Source organism: Alphaproteobacteria bacterium (assembly GCA_020638555.1).
GTDB lineage: Bacteria > Pseudomonadota > Alphaproteobacteria > Bin95 > Bin95 > JACKII01.
Window position 1 is genome coordinate 752,889 of record JACKII010000001.1, and the last position, 19,948, is coordinate 772,836.

General features: G+C 68.4%; 18 protein-coding genes. 13 read left to right on the plus strand and 5 right to left on the minus strand.

Annotated elements, in window-relative coordinates; genetic code table 11:
* The first annotated feature begins 18 nt into the window (after nt 1-18).
* From H6844_03545 to H6844_03560, 4 genes are all read left to right on the plus strand, one after another.
* Nucleotides 19-621 carry a DUF3035 domain-containing protein gene (locus H6844_03545; protein MCB9928476.1) on the plus strand — a complete coding sequence of 201 codons (603 nt, stop codon included), beginning with the start codon at nt 19-21 and terminating at the stop codon, nt 619-621.
* Complete coding sequence (locus H6844_03550; GenBank protein MCB9928477.1) at nt 599-1,972, plus strand: insulinase family protein; 1,374 nt, start codon at nt 599-601, stop codon at nt 1,970-1,972. Before H6844_03545 ends, H6844_03550 begins: the two co-directional genes overlap by 23 nt.
* Complete coding sequence (locus H6844_03555) at nt 1,969-3,285, plus strand: insulinase family protein (protein MCB9928478.1); 1,317 nt, start codon at nt 1,969-1,971, stop codon at nt 3,283-3,285. Before H6844_03550 ends, H6844_03555 begins: the two co-directional genes overlap by 4 nt.
* A 563-nt stretch (nt 3,286-3,848) precedes the next feature.
* Nucleotides 3,849-4,085: a ribbon-helix-helix domain-containing protein gene (locus H6844_03560; protein MCB9928479.1), complete on the plus strand. Its 237-nt coding sequence runs from the start codon at nt 3,849-3,851 to the stop codon at nt 4,083-4,085.
* Nucleotides 4,086-4,167: 82 nt separating this feature from the next.
* Here the strand turns inward: H6844_03560 and H6844_03565 are convergent, their stop codons facing one another.
* Entirely contained in the window at nt 4,168-5,154 is a 987-nt protein-coding gene (locus H6844_03565) for an oxidoreductase (GenBank protein MCB9928480.1), read from the minus strand.
* Between the two features lie 70 nt (nt 5,155-5,224).
* Nucleotides 5,225-6,040 (minus strand): HugZ family protein, encoded by an 816-nt coding sequence (locus H6844_03570; protein ID MCB9928481.1) that lies wholly within the window; start codon nt 6,038-6,040, stop codon nt 5,225-5,227.
* A gap of 142 nt (nt 6,041-6,182) precedes the next feature.
* Here H6844_03570 and H6844_03575 point away from each other — a divergent pair, with 142 nt between their 5' ends.
* Genes H6844_03575 through H6844_03585 form a run of 3 tightly spaced genes read left to right on the plus strand, consistent with a single transcriptional unit; the run spans nt 6,183 to nt 8,748 of the window.
* Nucleotides 6,183-7,064 carry a DMT family transporter gene (locus H6844_03575; GenBank protein ID MCB9928482.1) on the plus strand — a complete coding sequence of 294 codons (882 nt, stop codon included), beginning with the start codon at nt 6,183-6,185 and terminating at the stop codon, nt 7,062-7,064.
* Between the two features lie 3 nt (nt 7,065-7,067).
* Nucleotides 7,068-7,856, plus strand: a complete 789-nt coding sequence (locus H6844_03580; GenBank protein MCB9928483.1) for an alpha/beta fold hydrolase — start codon at nt 7,068-7,070, stop codon at nt 7,854-7,856.
* 58 nt (nt 7,857-7,914) lie between these two features.
* Nucleotides 7,915-8,748, plus strand: coding sequence for an aspartate dehydrogenase (locus tag H6844_03585; protein MCB9928484.1), 834 nt, complete (start codon nt 7,915-7,917; stop codon nt 8,746-8,748).
* 25 nt (nt 8,749-8,773) lie between these two features.
* Here H6844_03585 and H6844_03590 read toward each other — a convergent pair whose 3' ends face one another.
* Nucleotides 8,774-9,634: an MBL fold metallo-hydrolase gene (locus H6844_03590; GenBank protein MCB9928485.1), complete on the minus strand. Its 861-nt coding sequence runs from the start codon at nt 9,632-9,634 to the stop codon at nt 8,774-8,776.
* A 117-nt stretch (nt 9,635-9,751) separates the two neighbouring features.
* Entirely contained in the window at nt 9,752-10,438 is a 687-nt protein-coding gene (locus tag H6844_03595) for a response regulator transcription factor (GenBank protein ID MCB9928486.1), read from the minus strand.
* Between the two features lie 2,753 nt (nt 10,439-13,191).
* Here H6844_03595 and H6844_03600 point away from each other — a divergent pair.
* The 3 genes from H6844_03600 to H6844_03610 all read left to right on the plus strand — a co-directional run bounded on the left by H6844_03600 (nt 13,192) and on the right by H6844_03610 (nt 15,195).
* Nucleotides 13,192-13,704 carry an RNA-binding S4 domain-containing protein gene (locus H6844_03600; protein ID MCB9928487.1) on the plus strand — a complete coding sequence of 171 codons (513 nt, stop codon included), beginning with the start codon at nt 13,192-13,194 and terminating at the stop codon, nt 13,702-13,704.
* A 103-nt stretch (nt 13,705-13,807) separates the two neighbouring features.
* Nucleotides 13,808-14,143, plus strand: coding sequence for a ferredoxin family protein (locus H6844_03605; protein MCB9928488.1), 336 nt, complete (start codon nt 13,808-13,810; stop codon nt 14,141-14,143).
* A gap of 476 nt (nt 14,144-14,619) precedes the next feature.
* Nucleotides 14,620-15,195: a CarD family transcriptional regulator gene (locus H6844_03610; protein MCB9928489.1), complete on the plus strand. Its 576-nt coding sequence runs from the start codon at nt 14,620-14,622 to the stop codon at nt 15,193-15,195.
* Nucleotides 15,196-15,351: 156 nt separating this feature from the next.
* Here H6844_03610 and H6844_03615 read toward each other — a convergent pair whose 3' ends face one another.
* Nucleotides 15,352-16,305: a 2-dehydropantoate 2-reductase gene (locus H6844_03615; GenBank protein MCB9928490.1), complete on the minus strand. Its 954-nt coding sequence runs from the start codon at nt 16,303-16,305 to the stop codon at nt 15,352-15,354.
* Between the two features lie 113 nt (nt 16,306-16,418).
* Between H6844_03615 and H6844_03620 the strand changes: the two genes are divergently transcribed.
* The 3 genes from H6844_03620 (at nt 16,419) to H6844_03630 (ending at nt 19,832) form a co-directional block, all read left to right on the plus strand.
* Entirely contained in the window at nt 16,419-17,303 is an 885-nt protein-coding gene (locus H6844_03620; protein MCB9928491.1) for a TauD/TfdA family dioxygenase, read from the plus strand.
* A gap of 141 nt (nt 17,304-17,444) precedes the next feature.
* Nucleotides 17,445-19,346 carry a PhoX family phosphatase gene (locus tag H6844_03625; GenBank protein MCB9928492.1) on the plus strand — a complete coding sequence of 634 codons (1,902 nt, stop codon included), beginning with the start codon at nt 17,445-17,447 and terminating at the stop codon, nt 19,344-19,346.
* Nucleotides 19,347-19,436: 90 nt separating this feature from the next.
* Nucleotides 19,437-19,832 (plus strand): nuclear transport factor 2 family protein, encoded by a 396-nt coding sequence (locus H6844_03630; GenBank protein MCB9928493.1) that lies wholly within the window; start codon nt 19,437-19,439, stop codon nt 19,830-19,832.
* Nucleotides 19,833-19,948: the final 116 nt, after the last annotated feature.

Here is a 19,948-nt window from a genome sequence, read left to right on the forward strand (position 1 = left end):
AAACCAATGCGTGCAAGCATGCGACGGATCCTTCTGGTCACGGCCGCTCTGGCCCTCTCTCTCACCGCTTGCGAGCAATTGCGCGAGTCGGCGGGGATATCGAAAAAAGCCCCGGACGAATTCCGCGTCGTCCGCAACGCGCCCCTGAGCCTGCCGCCGAATTACGCGCTGCGGCCGCCGGAGCCGGGCGCGCGGCCGCTGCCGCAACTCGACCCGCGCCGCGAGGCGCAGCAGGCCGCGCTCGGCCGCGATGCGGGCGCCGTCGCGCCGACCGGGGCGATGGCGGCCGGGACGATGGCGGCCGGCGCCGCATCGGCCAGCGCGGCATCGGCCGGCGAGAGTGCCGGCGAAGAGGCGCTGTTGCGCAACATCAAGGTGGGCGACACGCCCACGAATATCCGGGCCCAGGTGGACGAGGAAAGCGCCATCCTTGCCGCGGACAACCGCAATTTCGTCGAACGGCTGATGTTCTGGCGCGACCAGCCGCCGCCGGGAACGGTGGTCGATGCCCGGGGCGAAGCCCGGCGCATCCAGGAAAACGCCGCGCTCGGCCGTCCGCCGCAGACCGGCTCCACGCCCACGATCGAACGGAAGAGCAATGCCGGAGTCTCCCTGTTCTGAGCCCCTCCGTCGGCCGTTGCGCCGGGTCGGCATCGGCCTGACCCTGGCGCTGGCCCTGTGGCTGGGGCCCGCCGCGGCCAAGGTGTTCGGCCCCACGACATTCCGCCTCGATAACGGCCTGCAGGTCGTGGTGATCGAGAACCACCGGGTTCCCGCCGTCGTGCAGATGCTGTGGTACAAGGTCGGCGCCGCCGACGAAGTGCCCGGCTATTCCGGCCTGGCCCATTTCTTCGAACACCTGATGTTCAAGGGCACGAAAAAGACCCCGCCCGGCACGTTCGAGGCGCTGGTGCGCCGCCATGGCGGCCATGAGAACGCGTTCACCACCTGGGACCATACCGCCTTCTATCAGGTGGTCCCGCGCGAACAACTGGGCGCGGTCATGGCGCTGGAGGCCGACCGCATGACCGGCCTGACCCTGACCGACTCCGATATCGAAACCGAACGGCAGGTGGTGCTGGAGGAATGGAACGAGCGGGTCGGCCAGAACCCGTCCGCCAAGCTCAGCCAGGCGATGAACGCCGCGCTCTATCGCAACAGCCCCTATATGCGGCCGGTGATCGGCTGGCGGCAGGAAGTTGCGGCGCTGGACCACGAAACGGTGCGCACCTTCTATCACCGGCATTACGCCCCGGACAACGCGGTGCTGGTGGTCGCCGGCGATGTCGAGCCGGACGCGGTGCGGGCGCTGGCAAAGCAATATTACGGCCCGATCCCCGCCGCCCATCTGGCGCCGCGCCACCGGCCGAAAGAGCCGCCGCCGATGGCGGCCTCCCGCGTGACCGTGAAGGACGAGCGGGTGACGGTGCCCAGCTGGCGGCGCAGCTATCTGGCGCCCTCGCTGCACAGCGCCGGCCACGAACACGCGGACGCCCTGGAAGTGCTGGCCGAGATCCTGGGCAACCGGTCCGTCGGCCGCCTGACCAAGGCGCTGGTTCAGGGCTCGGAACAGGCCACCGCCGTCGGCGCGTGGTACGACAGCGACAGCATCGGCGAGACCACGTTCGGCTTTTATGCGGTTCCGGCCGCGGGCGTCGGCCTCGCCGACCTGGAAACCGCGATGGACGGCGAAATCGCGCGCCTGTTGCGCGACGGCGTGACCGCGGACGAGGTTGCCCGGACGGTCAAGAGCATGCAGGCGGACGCCGTCTATGCCCGCGACGACCTGCAGACCGGCGCCCGCGTCCTGGGCGAGGCGCTGGCCAATGGCGGCACCGTCGAACAGGTGGAAACCTGGCCGGAGCGCATTGCCGCGGTCACGCCGGCCGACGTGCTGGCCGCGGCGCGGCTGGTGTTCCAGCCCGATCGTTCGGTGACCGGCTTGCTGTTGCCCAAGGACCCCGCATCGTGAGACACCTTTTCCTGGTCCTCATCGCCCTGGTGCTGGCCCTGCCGGCCCAGGCGAAACAGGACGCCATCGTCGAGGTCACCAGCCCCGGCGGCATCACCGCATGGCTGCGTCAGGATTCCTCCGTTCCCCTGCTGGCCATCGACTTCCGCTTTCGCGAGGCGACGGACGTGCCGGCCGACAAGGCGGGGGTTCAGACCCTGGCCGCGGCCATGCTGACCGAGGGTGCGGGCGACTGGGACCAGGATGCCTTCCGCCAGGCGCTGAACGACGAGGCCATCGGCCTGTCGTACGCGGCGGGCCGCGATTATTTCTCCGGCAGCCTGACCACGCTGACCGCCAACCGGGCGCTGGCGGTGCGCCTGCTGCACGCCAGCCTGACGGCGCCGCAGCTGGGGGAGGCGGCGTTGCGCCAGAACAAGGCGGCGCTGGTCTCCAGCCTCCGCCGCAGCGAAACCCAGCCGGACGCCATCGCCTACCGCACCTGGTTCCGCCTGGCCTTTCCGGACCATCCCTATGGCCGGTCGGTGCGCGGCACCGCCGAAACCGCGGCCGGCCTGGAAGCCGCCGACGTGCGCGGCTTTCTCGACCGGGTTCTGACCCGCAAGGATCTGGTGATCGGTGTCGCCGGCGACATCACGCCGGAAGCGCTCGCCCCCTTGCTGGACCAGGCCTTCGGGGGCCTGCCGGATCGGGCACCGCCTTCGGACCTGCCGCCGGTGCCGCCCATGCCCAAGGGCATGGCGGTCGTCGCCCATCCCGGCCCGCAAAGCGTTGTCGTGTTCGGCGAAGCCGGCATTCCGCGCTCGGATCCGGACTGGTATGCGGCACTGGTGGTGAATCAGATTCTGGGCGGCAGCACGTTTTCCTCCCGTCTGGGCGAAGAGGTGCGGGAGAAACGCGGGCTGGCCTATGGCATCACCACGGGTCTGGCGCCGTATCGCGCGGGGCCGGTGCTGCTGGGCCGCACCGCCACCCGCAGCGCGGCGGTCAAGGAAACGGTCGACATCATCGCCCGCGAATGGCAGCGCCTCGCCACGGACGGCCCCACGGCCGACGAGCTGGCGGATGCCAAGGCCTATCTGATCGGCGCGTTCCCGCTCAGCCTCGATTCGACCGACTCCATCGCCGCGGTGCTGGTCGACATGCAGTCGGCCGGATTGCCGCGGGACTATTGGGCCAAACGGCCGGCGGTCATCGAAGCGGTCGACCTTGCCACCGCACGCCGCGTCGCCGCGCGCCTGCTGCACGCCGATCGTTTGCTGAGCGTGGTGGTGGGAACCCCGGACGGTTTGACTAACACATTGGGGCCGTAGACATTCTCCGGTAGTGTGCGTCATTTTGATGCCGTTTTCGGTTATGGCCGAATCGGGGGCATTGCCGATAAATTACCGCACATGTCTATCAAAACCTTGATAGCAGAATAGAAACTATCAAGGCTTTGATATGCATCAATTTTGTGCGGGCCCGCTGAGTGGAATTTTTTCACTTGGATTGATCCGAGTACCCACTCTGAACCGTATAGGGTTTACACAAAGTGAAAGATCGAGACCAACATGGTTCAAGCCAGGGGGCTCGGTCGTTCGTTGCGATGCTGAGAATGGATGCGGGTGAAAATGCAAAGACCGTCTGATCGCAATCAACGCCGTAACTTCGGTGCGGTGGCGTTTGCGGTCTGTGGTCGGGGTATTAACCAAAGCGTGCACAATAATCGAAGCGGCAACGACCTTCGTGAATCGGTTCTTTTGTGCCGAGGTCGGGGTAACCCAATCGTAACGCATGGAAGGGGCGATACTTAGCCGGGGGTGCTGGAAGAGCAGTCCCGAAATCAACTACGGCAAAGCGGGGACGTTCCCCCCAAGCCGTCTAGGAGGCAAGAATGAGCGAACAACTCCGTCGTCGGTCGGTCACCATTTCCGGCCATCGGACCAGCGTATCCCTGGAAGATCCCTTTTGGGAGCAACTCAAGGGCATTGCCGCGGAACGCAACCTCTCCATCGCGAACGTGGTGGCCGAGGTTGACAAGGGCCGGCAGAGCAATCTGTCCAGCGCGCTCCGCGTGTTTGTGCTGAAGGAACTTCTGAAGCGTCAGACCACGATGCCTCTGAATTCCTGACCGCTCGGTCCAGCGGCTATTGCTGAAGTCGAATGCGGGTGCCACCGGGGGCAAAGGTGGCACCCGCATTTGCTTTGGGGGATCAGCCGTTGACGTTGACGACGACCCGGCCCCGCACCTGACCCTTGAGAATGTCCGCGGCCACCGCCGGTGCGTCTTCCAGCGACACTTCCCGCGTGATTGCGTCCAGCTTCGCGGTCTCCAGACTGTCCGCCAGCAGCGCCCACGCCGCCTCGCGCTTCGCCCGCGGCGCCATCACCGAATCCACGCCCAGCAGCGCGACGCTGCGCAGGATGAACGGATAGACCGAGGCGGGCAGGTCGCCGCCCTGGGCCAGGCCGCAGGCGGCGACGGCGCCGCCATACCGGGTCTGCGCCAGGACATTGGCCAGGGTGTGGCTGCCGACCGCATCGACGGCGCCGGCCCAGCGCTCCCTGCCCATCGGGCGCCCTTTTTCCGACAACTCGTTGCGGTCGATGATGTCGGCGGCACCCAGGCCCTTCAGATAGGCCTCCTCGCTCGCCCGGCCGGTGGACGCGATCACCCGGTAGCCGCGTTGGGCCAGCAGCGCGATGGCGACGCTGCCGACACCGCCGGCCGCACCGGTCACCAGAATATCGCCGCGCTCGGGCGTGATGCCGGCGTCGGCCAGCGCCTGCACGCACAGTGCCGCCGTATAGCCGGCCGTGCCGATGGCCATGGCCTGGCGGGCGCTGAAAGCGGCCGGTCGCTTGATCAGCCAGTCGCCCTTGACCCGCGCCTGCTGCGCCAGCCCGCCCCAATGGCCCTCGCCGACGCCCCAGCCGTTCAGGACGACCGCGTCGCCGACCCGGAATTCGGCGTTTTGCGACTCGGCGACCGTGCCGGCAAAGTCGATGCCCGGCACCATCGGATAGGTCCGGACCACCGGCGCCGCCCCGGTGATCGCCAGGCCGTCCTTGTAGTTGATGGTCGAATAGTCCACGGCCACCCGCACATCGCCGTCGGGCAGGACGCTTTCGTCGAGGGACTGGATCGAGCAGCGGACGGATTTGTCCTCGTTCTGCTCCAGATAGAGGGCACGGAACATGACGGGCGGGCTCCTTCTCGGGTGCCGGTTGAAACGCTGCCCCGCACACCGTCAGGGCAGGGCGGGAAAGTCAAGCCTGCGGGCGCTCCCCCTTTGCCGCGGCCACGCTCCGCGCCCGGCCGGCCAGCGCGACCAATGTCGGCCGGATCGCCGCCGGGTCTGCCAGCGGCGTTTCGAACCACAGCCGCTCGCCGCGGTCGCCGGCCACCAGATCCAGCCCGTCCGGGTCGATCCCCGCCAGCCGCCACGCCCCGGCCGGCGCGCTGCAAAGCGCGGTCGCATACAGCGCCACCGCGCCGGCATGATCGGCGTTCATATGGCCGCAGACATCCGCCTGCAAACCGGCGAAAGCGGCGGCGAGGTCGTCCTCCGGCCGCACTAGGTCCGCGGCCGCCAGGTGATAGGCCTTGCCGAAGCCGCCGTTGAAGCTCGCCCGCTCGATCCGCACCCGCCAGAACGCGAAATCGCCGAAATCCGCATAGAGCGCCGCCTTTGGATGGCGCGCCAGATAGCGCCAGCGCACGGCCTCCCGCTCCGCACCCGGCAACACCCGCTCCGCCCGGCCGCTGAGGGTGACGCGCGGATGGGCCAGCGGGTCGCCCTTGCCGGGGTCGCCCACCAGCAGCGCGCAGCGCGAATCCGCCAGCAGGGCCGGCGTGTGCGCCGTGAGCGCCGAGGTCAGGAACACCGGCGCGCCCGCAATATCGGTGGCAAGCCCGATGCGGCTCGCCAGCGGCGCCCCCGTTTCCGGCTCCAGACAGGCCAGCGCCGCATGGCGTGCGGTACGGACCAGTGTCGCGACCCGACGGCGCACGTCGTCATCGACGGTTTGCCGCAAGGCGACCGGCTCGCGGCCGGCGTCGGAGGGTTCGGTGGCATCGGTCATGGCGGTTTCCTTTCGCGCCCCACTCAGATGTCGCGCCCGGGCGCGGAAATCAACGGTCTTGCCGCCCGTCCCCGCCCTGCCTAGGCTCCGGAGTGCGCACTCGTCCACGGCGCTTCGCCCCTCAACACCGGCTTTGCCCCCCATGCAACAAGACATCCCGCGCGGCATTCTGTGCATCGCGCTGTCCACGGTCGTCCTCACCTCCCAGGACGCCATCACCAAATGGCTGTTGCAAAGCCATCATGCCGGCGAGGTGATGTTCATCCGCGGCCTGATGGCCGTGCCGGTGGTGGTGGTCATGCATCTGCTGCTCGGCCACTCGCTGCCGCGCCTGCGCTCGCGCAAGCCGGGTTTCACCGCCTACCGCTCGGTCATCGCCGTCGTTTGCAGCTTCTTCGTCACCCTGTCCTTCGTGTTCCTGCCGCTGGCGGACGCGCTCGCCATCGTGTTCGTGAGCCCGCTGATCATCACCGCGCTTTCGGCGGTGATGCTGCGCGAGCCCGTGGGCTGGCGGCGCTGGCTGGCGGTGATGGCGGGGTTCGGCGGCGTGCTGCTGATCACCGAGCCGGGCCAGGCGCCGCTCACCTGGGTGATCGTGCTGCCGCTGATGGCGGCCCTGACCGCCGCTTTCCGCGACATCGCCTCGCGCCAGCTGGCCGGCGTCGACCCGCCGACGACGACGCTGTTCTGGAACATGATCGCCAACGCCATCGGCGGCGCACTGACGCTGCCGTTCTTCGGTTTCACCTGGCCGGCGCCGGACCACTGGTTGCTGTTCGGGCTCTCGGCCGTCATGGTGGTGATCGCCATGTGGTTGATCGTGGCGGCCTTTCAGCTGGCCTCCGGCGCAGCCATCGCGCCCTACCGGTATCTGTCGCTGGTGTGGGCAGGCTTGATCGGCTATGCGGTTTGGGGTGACATACCGTCCGAGACGAAGCTATTGGGCGCCGCTATCGTCGCTGTCAGCGGCCTGTTCATCCTCTGGCGCGAGACCCGGTTGCGACGCCAGTTGAAGCGAGCCTGAATCATGACCGAGCCCGAGACCAAGTCCATCGCCACCGCCACCGGCCGCATCGCCTACCGCGAAGCGGGCTGCGGCCCGGCCCTGGTCTGCCTGCACGGGCTTGGCGGCGGCGCCCGCTCCTGGAGCCAGCAATTGCGGGGGCTGAGCGACCGGCGCCGCGTGATCGCCTGGGATACGCCCGGCTATGGCGGCTCCGACGATTATCCCTCGAAAATCCCGACCCCGGCCCATTATGCCGACGCCCTGGTCGCCATGCTGGACGGCATCGGCGTCACCGGCGCGTTCGACCTGGTGGGCCATTCCATGGGCGGCGCCATCGCCCCCCAGATCGTGGCGCGGCATCCGGGCCGGGTGCGCCGGCTGGTGCTGTCGGCCACCCGCATCGCCTTCGCCAACTGGGGCGGCTATGAGGAGCGCCTGAAAGAGCACGCCTCGATGACGCCGGAGGAGTTCGGCGCCACCCGGGCCAAGTCCATGTGCTCGGCCGATGCGCCGGTGGCGGCGCGGGCCGCCGTCGCGGGCATTGCCAGCGAGCTCCGGGCGCCCGGCTATGCCGCCGCCGTGCACCTGCTGTCGGTCTGCAACAACGAGAAAGAACTCCGCGCCCTGCGCCTGCCGGTGCTGGTGCTGGCAGGCGCGGAGGACCGCATCGCGCCGGAGGCCGAGACCGCGGCCCTGACCGCCCTGGTTCCCGGCGCCCGTCGGGAAATCATCGGCCACGCCGCGCACGCCGCCTATGTGGAACAGCCCGCCGCCTACAATGCCCGCCTGACGGCGTTTCTCGATCCCTGAAATCAAGACAACAGAACCAAGACAACAGCACCACAACAACCCAAAAAGGGATTTTTCCATGAGTTTGACCGTCGGCATCGGCTCGTTCGGCACTATCGGCCGACAGGTCGCGCGCCTGCTGGACGCGGGCGGCATCCCGGGCCTGAGCCTCGCCCTGGTCTCGGCGCAGGACCGGGCGCGCGCGGCCGAGCGCATGGCCGATTTCCACCGACCGGTGCCGGTGGTCGATCTGGCCGACCTGGCCGCCTGCGACGTGGTGTTGGAAGCCGCCCCGGCCGTGGTGTTCGAGGCCATCGCGGCGCCGGCCATCGAGGCCGGCCGCATCTTCCTGCCGACCAGCGTCGGCGCGCTGTTGCCCCGCCGTCCTCTGGTCGAGCGGGCGGCGGAGACGGGCGCCCGCATCATCGTGCCGACCGGGGCGCTGCTGGGTCTGGACGCGGTGCGCGCCGCGGCGGAGGGCACGATCCACACGGTCGCCATGGTTACCCGCAAGCCGCCGCGCGGCCTCGTCGGTGCGCCGTATCTGGTGGAAAACGCGATTTCGGTCGAGGGGTTGAGCGCGCCGAAACTGGTGTTCGAAGGGTCGGTGCGCGCGGGCGCCGCCGGCTTTCCCGCCAATGTGAACGTCGCCGCCGCCCTGTCGCTCGCCTGCGCCGGGCCGCGGCTCGCCGACTTCGACACCTGGCCGGACCGGATCACACTACAGATCTGGGCCGACCCGGGCGTCGACCGCAACACCCATCACATCACCGTGGATTCGGACAGCGCCCGCTTTTCCCTGGATATCGCCACCATCCCGACCGAGGAAAACCCGCGCACGGGCAAGATCACCGCACTCAGCGTCATCGCCTGCCTGCGCAGCCTGACCCAGACCCTGAAAGTCGGCACCTGACCCGAACGCACCGGCCGCGGGGCCGTCAGACCGTCACGGTCTGGCCTTCGCGGGCCACGAAGGTGCCGGGCTGGCGGGCGGCGGCGATGCGCCCCAGCTCGTCCAGGTCGTCATCCGTGCGCGCGGGGTCGTGATGGAACAGGGCCATGCGCTTGACATCGGCCAGGCGGGCCAGGCGGATTGCTTCCTCCCAGGTGGAATGGCCCCAGTGCGGCCGCTGGGCGAATTCCTGGGCGTTGAACATGGAATCGTAGATGACCAGATCCGCGCCTGCGATCAGGCCGGCGATGGCCTCGTTGGTTTCGCCTGGCTTGTGCGAGGTGTCGGAGATATAGCAGACGGCCCGCCCCTCGAACTCCACCCGGTAGCCGACCGCATCGTTCGGATGATCCAGCATCGCGGTCCGCACGAGGATGCGATCGCTCAGCACCAGCCGGTCGCCGGCGCGAAAGTCGTAGTATTTGACCTGCGGGCCGAACGCTTCCAGCGGCACCGGAAACAGCGGCGCGGACATCAGCCGGCCCAGGGTCTGTTCCAGCGTCGCCTCCGGCAGCAAATGGCCCGCCCAGATCCGGAACTGGTTGCCGGGCACGAAGGCGGGGGCGAAGAAGGGGAAGCCCTCGATATGGTCCAGATGGGTGTGGGACAGCAGAATATCCGCCTGCACCTGGCCTTCCGCCGCCATCTCGCGCCCCAGCAGCCGCAGCCCGGTGCCGCCGTCGATCACGACGCGCCGGCCGCCACAGGTCACCTCCACGCAGGAGGTGTTGCCGCCATAGCGCACGGTCTCCGGCCCGGGGGTGGGCACACTGCCGCGCACGCCCCAGAAGCGGATGGTGAACGCGGTATCGTCTTCGCTTTGGCTTGCTCTCACAGTCACCGGCATCTGACCCATTTTGTTATCATTCTCGTATACTGGGGCAAAATCTTTAAGCCAACCCGATGCAATCGAAAATAGTGACGGCGGTCACTCGCCAAAGGCCGCCGGACCTTGGGCACAAGCTTAGGGCACAAGCTTGTAGCCGCCGGTATCCGTCACCAGGATTTTCGCATCGGACGGGTCGGGCTCGATCTTTTGCCTCAGGCGGTACACATGGGTTTCGAGCGTGTGCGTGGTCACGCCCGGATTGTAGCCCCAGACCTCGTGCAGCAGGGTCTCGCGGTCGATCACCCGCTGCCCCGCGCGGTAGAGATATTTCAGAATCGCCGTCTCTTTTTCGGTCAGCCGCACCTTGCGCTCCGAGCCGGTTTCCACCAGCAGCTTCGCCGCCGGGCGGAAGCTGTAGGGGCCGATGGTGAACACCGCATCCTCGCTCTGCGCGTGCTGGCGCAGATGCGCTCGCAGGCGCGCCAGCAACACTCCCAGCCGGAACGGCTTGGTGATGTAGTCGTTGGCCCCGGAATCGAGGCCCAGAATCGTATCCGCGTCGCCATCGGCGGCGGTGAGCATCAGGATCGGGCAGGCAATGCCGTTGCGGCGCAGCACGCGGCAGGCGTCGCGCCCGTCCATGTCCGGCAGGCCGACATCCAGGATGATGGCGTCGAAATGCTGCTGGCCCGCCTTTTCGAGGCCCTCGCCACCGCTGCCGGCCTGGACGACCTCCAGGTCCTCGTGCAGGCGCAACTGCTCGGCCAGCGAGGCGCGCAACGCCTGGTCGTCGTCGATCATCAGAATGGCTTGTCGCGCCATGGCCGCACAGGCTCCTTGCAATCGCTGCGGGGCGAACCGAAATGCCCACCTAGCATATAGGGTGCGTCATGACCATTGCACCCTGGTGCCGACCGGCCGGTGCGGGACATCCGCGGGCTTTGCGGGCTATGGGCGGAAAATGCCCGTGAATTCAAGGTGAGCGTCACCGAATGCCGGGATGTCCGGCCTACCGCGGCCCCCCGGTTTCTCCGCGATGCCACCGGCACGCCGGCCGCCCGATCTCGAAACCGTTTCATCGCCCGGGAATCTGCGCTATTGGTCGGACCAGTCGAGGACACTGCGGGAGACGCCGATGGATAGCCCCACAGGGCGGCCCACCGACGATTACCATCAGCGCTCGCTGCCGGGCGAGCGTCGTGTTCTGGCCGTTCTCGGCCCGACCAACACCGGCAAGACCCATCTGGCGGTCGAGCGGATGCTGGGCCATGCCAGCGGCATGATCGGCTTTCCGCTGCGCCTGCTGGCCCGCGAGAACTACGACAAGATCGTCCGGCTCAAGGGCGCGGCCCAGGTGGCGCTGGTCACCGGCGAGGAAAAGATCATCCCGCCCCGGCCCCGCTATTATGTCTGCACGGTCGAGAGCATGCCGCTGGATCTGGCCGTGGACTTTCTGGCGGTCGACGAGATCCAGATGGCCGCCGATGCCGAGCGCGGCCACATCTTCACCGAACGCCTGCTCCACGCCCGCGGCCGCACCGAGACCATGTTTCTGGGCTCCGAGACCGTGCGCTGGCTGATCCGCAAGCTGGTGCCGGAATGCGAATTCATCACCCGGCCGCGCTTTTCCACCCTTTCCTATGCCGGCCATCGCAAGGTGACCCGGTTGCCGCCGCGCTCGGCCATCGTCGCCTTCTCGGCGGCGGAGGTGTATCGCCTGGCGGAGTTCGTGCGCCGCCAGCGCGGCGGCACGGCGGTGGTGCTGGGCGCGCTCAGCCCCCGGGCCCGCAACGCGCAGGTCGGCATGTACCAGGCGGGCGAGGTCGACTATCTGGTGGCGACGGATGCCATCGGCATGGGCCTGAACATGGACGTGCGCCATGTCGCCTTCTCCGCGCTGGCCAAGTATGACGGCAACCGGCTGCGCGACCTGCTGCCCGGCGAGGTCGGCCAGATCGCCGGGCGGGCCGGGCGGCACATGTCCGACGGCACGTTCGGCACCACCGCCGACCTCCAGGGCATGGACGAGGAGTTGGTGGCGCGGGTGGAGGCGCACGAGTTCGACACGCTGCGCACGCTGATGTGGCGCAATGCCGACCTGGATTTCCGCAGCGTCGAGGGATTGCTGCGCTCGCTGGACGAGAAGCCGCCTTTTCCCTTCCTGCGCCGCACGCGGCGGGCCGACGACCATCGCACGCTGGAATCCCTGGCGCAGATGGCGGAGGTGTCCGGCCGCGCGGTCGGCCGGAGCGCCGTGCAATTGCTGTGGGATGTCTGCCAGGTGCCGGACTTCTCCAAGACGCTCACGGATTCGCACACCCGCCTGCTCGCCCGCATTTACGGGTTCCGCTCGGAAGGCGAGGGGCGGTTGCCGACCGACTGGGTGGCGAGCCACATTCGCCGGCTGGAGCGCACCGACGGCGATATCGACACGCTGATGGCCCGCATCGCCGGCACCCGCACCTGGACCTATATCAGCCATCGCACCGGCTGGCTCGACGACCCGGTGCACTGGCAGGAACAGGCGCTGGCGATCGAGGACAAGCTGTCCGACGCCCTGCACGACCGGCTGACCCAGCGCTTCGTCGACCGCCGCACCGCCGTTCTCGTCCGCCGCCTGGCCGAGGGCGACGAACTGATCGGCGGCGTCAACGCCGCGGGCGAGGTGGTGGTGGAGGGCGAGACCGTCGGCACGCTCACCGGTTTCCGCTTCAAGGCCGATGCCGCCGACCGGGGCGAGGACGGCCGCGCCTTGCTGAACGCCGCCAACCGGGTGCTGCGCCAGGAGGTGGAAGGCCGGGTCGCCCAGGTGGCGCAGGCCGATCACCAGGATTTCCGCCTGTCCGAAGACGGGCGCATCACCTGGGCCGGTGAGCCGCTGGGCGCGCTGGTCAAGGGTTCGAACTGGCTGAAGCCGCGGGTGGAGCCGCTGGCCAGTGCGCTGCTCGACAGTCGCCACCGGCAGGCGCTGCGCGCGCGCATGCAGGACTGGCTCGACCGGGAGGTGCAGCGTCGCCTGGGCTCGCTGACCCAGTTGCAGGCGCTGGAAGGCTCGGCGGAGCTGCGCGGCATCGGTTATCGCCTGGCGGAGGCCGCGGGCGTGCTGCCGCGCCGCAGCGTGCGCGACCAGCTCCGCACCCTGTCGAAGGCGGAGCGCAAACGGTTGGCGGCGGTGGGCCTGCGCATCGGCCGCGAACACCTGTTCCTGCCCCAGTTGCTGCGCGGCGCGCCGAACCGCTGGCGCCTGACGCTCTGGCGGCTCTATCACGGCGGCGCCGAACCGCCGGCCGAGCGTCGTCCGGCCCTGCCGGTGGATCGCGACGCCGATCCCGCCTGGTATCGGGTCTGCGGCTACACGCTCGCCGGCGATCACGCCATCCGCGTCGACCGGTGGGAGAATTTCGCCGCCGCCGCGCACAAGGCGGCTGGCGCCGCTTCCGATGGCGCCCCCGGCGTGACCGCATCGGCCGAGTTGGCGGCGCTGGCGGGGGTCGATGCGTCCGCCGTGCCCGATCTACTGCGCCGCCTGCGCTTTTTCCCGACCGGCCAGACCAGCGAGACCGGCGCCGTTCTGTATGCGCGCCAGCCCCGTCGCCGCGCCCCGGCCGGCAAGGCGGACCAGAGCGGCCCGTCCGGTAAGCCGGACCAGAGCAAGACCGCCAAGACTGCCAAGACCGCGGCCCGCGCAAAGCGCCACGGCGCCGGCAAGGCCCGCAACCCGCGGCCGGTCAATCCGGATTCCCCCTTCGCCGGCCTGCGCTCCGCGCTGGCGGCGGCATCGTGAGGTGACCACGCCCTTGCTGCACGACCAAGACGCGCCCCCGACCCGCCTGCGCATCGACAAATGGCTGGTGCACGCCCGGTTCTGCAAGACCCGGTCGGTCGCCGTAACCCTGGTGAGCAAGGGGCGGGTGCGGGTGAACCGCCAGCCGGTGCGCAAGGCCAGCCACGAGTTGAAGGCGGGCGACGTGCTGACCCTGCCGCGGGGGCGCGGGGTCGCCGTGGTGCGGGTGATCGCCATGGGCGAGCGCCGCGGACCTGCGACAGAAGCGCGGCTTTTGTACGAGGAACTGGTGCCGGCGGATTGAATTTGGCACACATGAGGATCAGATAGACCATCCTCTCGGAACTGCCGGTTCGCGCGCGGCTTTGCGGCGGCCCGTGGTTGCAGTTCGCGCCAGGAGCCCGTGCATGACCTATATCGTCAACGAAGACTGCATTAAGTGCAAACACATGGACTGCGTCGAGGTTTGCCCCGTCGACTGCTTCTATGTGGGCGCCAACATGCTGGTGATCCATCCGGACGAATGCATCGACTGCGGTGTGTGCGAGCCGGAATGTCCGGTCGAGGCCATCAAGCCCGACACCGAACCGGGCGCCGAGGACTGGGTCGAGTTCAATCGGGAATATGCCGAGAAGTGGCCGAACATCACCCGCAAGGGCGAGGCCCCGGCCGATGCCGAGGAATGGGCCGGCGTGCCGAACAAGTTCAAGGACCATTTCGACCCGTCGCCGGGCACTCCCTGACCGCTCGCCGCCGCCGCGACGCATTCGCCGTCGCGGCCCGGTTGCCTGTGACCTTTCGCGCACCGCCCGGCCGTTTCGGGCGGTGTTTCCGTGCGAATCCGCCTCTCGCAGCGCGGAGGCGTGCCGGCATCGCCCAAATTTCTCGCACCCGCCCATGGGAAACGCCGGCATTTTATGCTATATGATGTTTGTGTGACGGTTTCTCCGCACTGCGCACGCAGGTTTGCGCAAATGGTGCGCCGGGCCGTTGTTATCGATGCGATGGTTAAAGGCCAAACAAGATCGACAGAATGAGCGTGGTGCGGCTCGGCAGGCAACACTTGCTGGCTGGGTTCCTTGCGCCATTCGGATCGGAGACCGCACGGCAACGCGGCCGTGCGGCGTGTGGCTTTGACCGCCTGACATCGGTATCGGAACAGTGAGCGTTGCGTTGCGACGCAAACCTCAAGACGCGTGAGGGAAAGAGGTCAGAATCTATGGCAAAACAGGCAAAGTTCCAGCCCGGTGACTATGTGGTCTATCCCGCGCACGGCTTGGGCCAGGTTACCGATATCGAGACCCGGACCGTGGCCGGGTTCGAGCTGGAAATGCTGGTGATCGAGTTCGAAAAGGAAAAGATGACCCTGCGCATTCCGCTCGCCAAGGTTGGCGCGGCCGGGCTGCGGGGCCTTTCCTCGAAGAAGGACATGGCCGATGCGCTCAAAACCCTGAAGGGCAAGGTGCGGATCAAGCGCACCATGTGGAGCCGCCGGGCGCAGGAATACGAGGCGAAAATCAACTCCGGCAGCCTGGTGCAGGTGGCCGAGGTGGTGCGCGACCTGTTCCGCAACGCCGAACAGCCCGACCAGTCCTACAGCGAACGCCAGATCTATCAGGCGGCGCTGGAACGCCTGACCCGCGAACTGGCCGCGGTCGACCGCCTGGACGAGGACACGGCCCAGCAAAAGCTGGAAGCGATTCTGAGCGCCGCGTCGTCCGCCGCCCAGGCCGCCGCCGCCGATGCGGAAGACGAGGCCGAGGACGAGGTGGAGGCCACCGAAGAGGCGGCCTGAGTCCGACCGCCGTTTTGACCGGTTCTCCGGTTTCCAGGGCCACGCCGCAAAGCGTGGCCCGAATTTTTTGATAAGGGCCACGCCGCAAAGCCTGGCCCGAATTTTTGGTAAGAGCCACGCCGCAAAGCGTGGCTCTTGGTTTTGGCGGGTCCCGCCTCAGCTTGCCTGGTAGGCGTCGCCCTGCTGCCGGGCCTTCTCCTGCAGCGCCCGCACCGCCGTCACCATGAAGGCGCAGGTGGGCGTCGGCACGCCGAGGCGCTCGCCCTCCGCCACCACGCCGCCGTGAATGGTGTCGATCTCCGAGCGGCGGCCGGCCAGCACGTCCTGGTACATGCTGGGCCGGGCCTTCGGCATTTTGCCGATGAAGTCGCTGACCCATTGCACCGGGTCGTCGTAGAGCAGTGCGATCCCCTTCGCCGCGGCGACAGCCGAGGTCTCCAGCACGCAGGTCTTGGAGAGCTCCCAGGCGTGCGGGTTCTCCCGCACCTCGCCGGTGCGCAGGCCGAACAGGGTACAGGTGGCGCTGACGGCGATATTGGCGTTCAGCTTGCTCCAGACCACCGGCCAGATGTCGGCGAAGGTCTCGCAGTTGAAGCCGGAGGACGTCCAGACATCGCGCACCCGCTCCAGCCGGTCGGTCAGGCCGCCCGCCGCCTCGGCGATGTTGATGGCGGACATGCCGTTGTGATGGGCGTGGCCGGGGCCGATCATGCTGGCGCCGAAGCCGCCGGCAATGCCGGCCAGCACCCCGCCCTCGTGGCCGCCCAGCAGGCTCTGGATCTTCTCCACATTGCCGAGGCCGTTCTGCAGCGACAGCACCGCCGTTTCCGGCCCGATCATTGCCCGGGCGGCGCCGACGGCGGCGTCGGTGTCATGGCCCTTGGTGGCGACGATCACCAGGCCGCACGGGCCGGCCTCGGCCGCATCCGCGGTGGCGTGGATCGGCACGGTGCGGTCGCCGGAGGCGCCCTCGACCCGCAGGCCCTTGGTGCGCATGGCGTCCACATGCGCCTGCCATTTGTCGAACATCCAGACCTCGTGGCCCGCGTCCGCCATCAACGCGCCATAGACCGAGCCCATGGCCCCGGCGCCGACGATTCCCACTTTCATGCCGATCCTCTTTACGTCTGTCTTCGGTTTTTTCGTGTCTTCAGGCGGCTGGAGATTGGCGAAGCCCGCGCCTAAACTCCAGGAAAATTCGGACCGAGGCGAGGATTGCCGCCATGACCGTTACCCCCATCCGCATCCGCCCGTCCGGCGGCGCCTTGGGCGCCGACATCGAGGGCGTGGATCTCTCCCGGCCCCTGGATGACGCTGTCTTCGAGGCGATCCGCAACGCCTGGCTCGACCATCTGGTGCTGCGCTTCCGCGGCCAGCCGCTGACGCTGGCGGATCTGGAGCGCTTCAGCGCCCGGTTCGGGCCGCTCGACCGCGCGCCGGTCACGCCCTGGACCGGCCAGCCGCACATTCCCGACCACCCGTTCGTCGCGGTGATGAGCAATATCGAGATGGACGGCCGGCCCATCGGCTCGCTGGGGCATGGCGAGGCGATCTGGCACACGGATATGAGCTACAAGGAGGCGACGCCGACCGCCTCCATCCTCTATGCGGTGGAAATCCCGCCGGAGGGCGGCAACACCAACTTCGCCAACATGTACCGGGCCTACGAGACGCTGCCGGCGGACCTGCGCGCCCGCGTGGATGCGGGCCTGACGTGCAAGCACGACGCCTCCACCAACAGCGCCGGCCAGCGTCGCGCCGGCTTCGAAGGGATGAACGATCCGCGCGACTTGCCGGGCGCGGTCCATCCGGTGGTGCGCGTCCATCCCGAGACCGGGCGCCGCTGTCTGTTCCTGGGCCGCCGCCGCAACGCCTATCTGACGGGCCTGCCGCTCGCCGAAAGCGAGGCGCTGCTGGATGCGCTCTGGGCCGCCGCCATCGACCCCGGCCGGGTCTGGAGCCAGGAATGGCGGGTGGGCGACCTGCTGATCTGGGACAACCGCTGCACGCTGCACCACCGCGACGCGTTCGCAGCCCAGGACCGGCGGCTGCTCTGGCGCACCCAGATCCAAGGCGACCGGCCCTTCGGCGCCACCGCAGCCGCCTGACGGCGCCTGGCATCGACCGTCTTCGGACATTCACAAAAGCGAAAAATTTCTGTCACGCTCCCGCGTCTATAGGAGCGGCCTGCATGCCGTGGCCGCCCGCCGCCGGCACCGCACCCGCTCATCGTTTGGAGACCCGCGACCGTGAAGACGACCGAGACGCCCCGCCTGTCCTTCGACGCGTTCGACGAACTGCAAAATCCGCCGCCGGTCGAAACCGGCTTCGACCGCGTGGCCGCGGCCTTTCTCTCGCGCCGTGGCTTTCTGAAGGGCGCCGCCGTGGCCGGGGCAGGCGCTTTCGTGCTGGGCGCCGGCTCGCTGGCCGCGCGCCAGGCCCGCGCCGCCGCCGGCTGGCTCGACTTCACGCCGATCGCCGCCAACACCGCCGACGCCATCACGGTGCCGCAGGGTTTTCGCTGGTACCGTCTCATCAGCTGGGGCGATCCGCTCTGGAGCGACAAGCCGGGCTTCGATCCCGCGACCCGCGGCACCGGCGCCAGCCAGGAAACCGCGTTCGGCGACAACAATGACGGCATGGCCCTCTTCACCGCGCCGGACGGCAAGCCGGTCTTCGCCATCAACAACGAATACGTGAACCGCGACATCATCTACGGCAACCGGGCCGACGGCAAGCCGGAGACCGCCGACGACGTGCGCAAGGGCAAGGCCGGCCACGGCGTCTCCGTGTTCGAGGTGGCCATGCGGGACGGCCGGTGGGCGCCGGTGCTGGACAGCCAGTACAACCGCCGCATCACCGCCGACACGCCGATGGCCATCACCGGCCCCGCCGCCGGCCATGACTGGCTCAAGACCGCGGCCGACCCGTCCGGCACCCGGTCGCTCGGCACCTGGAACAATTGCGGCAACGGCCAGACGCCCTGGGGCACCTATCTGACCTGCGAGGAGAATTTCAACGGCTACTTCTCTTCCAGCGACCCGGACCTGACTGTCCCCGCGGCGCTGAAGCGCTATGGCGTCGGCGTCAAGGACTGGGGCTATGCCTGGGCCAGCGCCGACGAACGCTTCGACATTTCGAAGCACCCGAACGAGCCGAACCGCGCCGGCTATGTGGTCGAGATCGACCCGTTCGACCCGACCTCGACCCCGAAAAAGCGCACCGCCCTCGGCCGCTTCAAGCACGAGAACGCGGAGGTCGTGGTGGCCGACAACGGCCATGTGGTCGTCTATATGGGCGACGACGAAAGGGGCGAGTTCCTCTACAAATTCGTCTCTGCCGGCACGTTCGTCGAAGGCGGAAACACTGCCGACCTGCTGGAGGACGGCCGCCTCTATGTCGCCAGGTTCGCGGACGACGGCACGGGCCAGTGGGTGGAACTGACGCCGGAGGCGACCGGCATGGCGTCCAAGGCCGAAATCTGCATCCACACCCGCCAGGCGGCGTCGGCCGTCGGCGCCACGACCATGGACCGGCCGGAATGGGTCGCGGCCAACCCGCTGAAGGCGGAGGTCTGCTGCTCGCTCACCAACAACAAGAACCGCGGCGTGAAGCCGAATGCCGGCGGCGACGACACGGCCGTCAACGGCCCGAACCCGCGCGAAAAGAACCATTACGGCCAGATCGTGCGCTGGATGCCAGCCGGCGGCGACCACAGCGCCGACGGGTTCGAATGGGACCTGTTCGTCATGGCCGGCAACCCGACCGTGCACGGCGATGCCTATGCCGGCTCGAAGAACGTCACCGCCGACAACATGTTCAACTCGCCGGACGGCCTGAAGTTCGACAGCCAGGGCGGCCTCTGGATCGAGACTGACGGAAACTATTCCAACGCCAAGGACTTTGCCGGCCAGGGCAACAACCAGATGCTGGTCGGCAACACCGAAACCGGCGAGATCAAGCGCTTCCTGGTCGGCCCGAAGGAGTGCGAGGTCACCGGTCTCGCCTGGAGCCCGGACCGCAAGACCCTGTTTGTCGGCATCCAGCATCCGGGCGAGAAGGGCCACAGCCACTGGCCGGCGGGCGGCGACAGCGTGCCCCGCTCCTCCGTCATCGCCATCGTGCGCGAGGATGGCGGCCCGATGGGCTGATTCTGCCGCTCTTGGGGGTGGAAATGGGCGGGCGGGCCGGTGCACACTGGCCCGCCCGTTTTCCGTCCGCCTGGCAAGAGAGGCCGCCCCATGTCGCCAGCCCCCGACCCCACCACTGCCAACACCAAGCTGATGGCCGCCTTCGGCCGCGCCTGGGGCAAGGGCGATGTCGACGGCATTCTCGCCTGCGTGACCGAGGATTTCGAATGGCGTCAGGCGGTCGGCCCCGAAGCGCCCTGGGGCCGTCACGTCCGTGGCAAGGAGGCGCTGCGCCGGGCGCTCGCCGAGCGGGACGAAACCTTCGCGAACCTCCGCTATTCCGACAATCGGGTGGAGGTGTTCGGCGAGCGCATCGTCCAGACCTTCCGCATTTCCGGCACCCTGCCGGGCGGCGATCCGGCCGACTGGCGCGGCTGCGACCTCTACCAGGTCCGCGACGGCAAGCTCGCCTACAAGGACAGCTACTGGAAGCGGATCGTGCGGTAAGGGGCGGGTGGAGATCGCCACCAACCGTTACGGCGGCGCTGTTTCCCGGGCGAGGCGGAGCCAATTCTCCCGCGCTTTCCCGGACGCGGCCAAGCCGCGATCCGGGACCCCTCGCC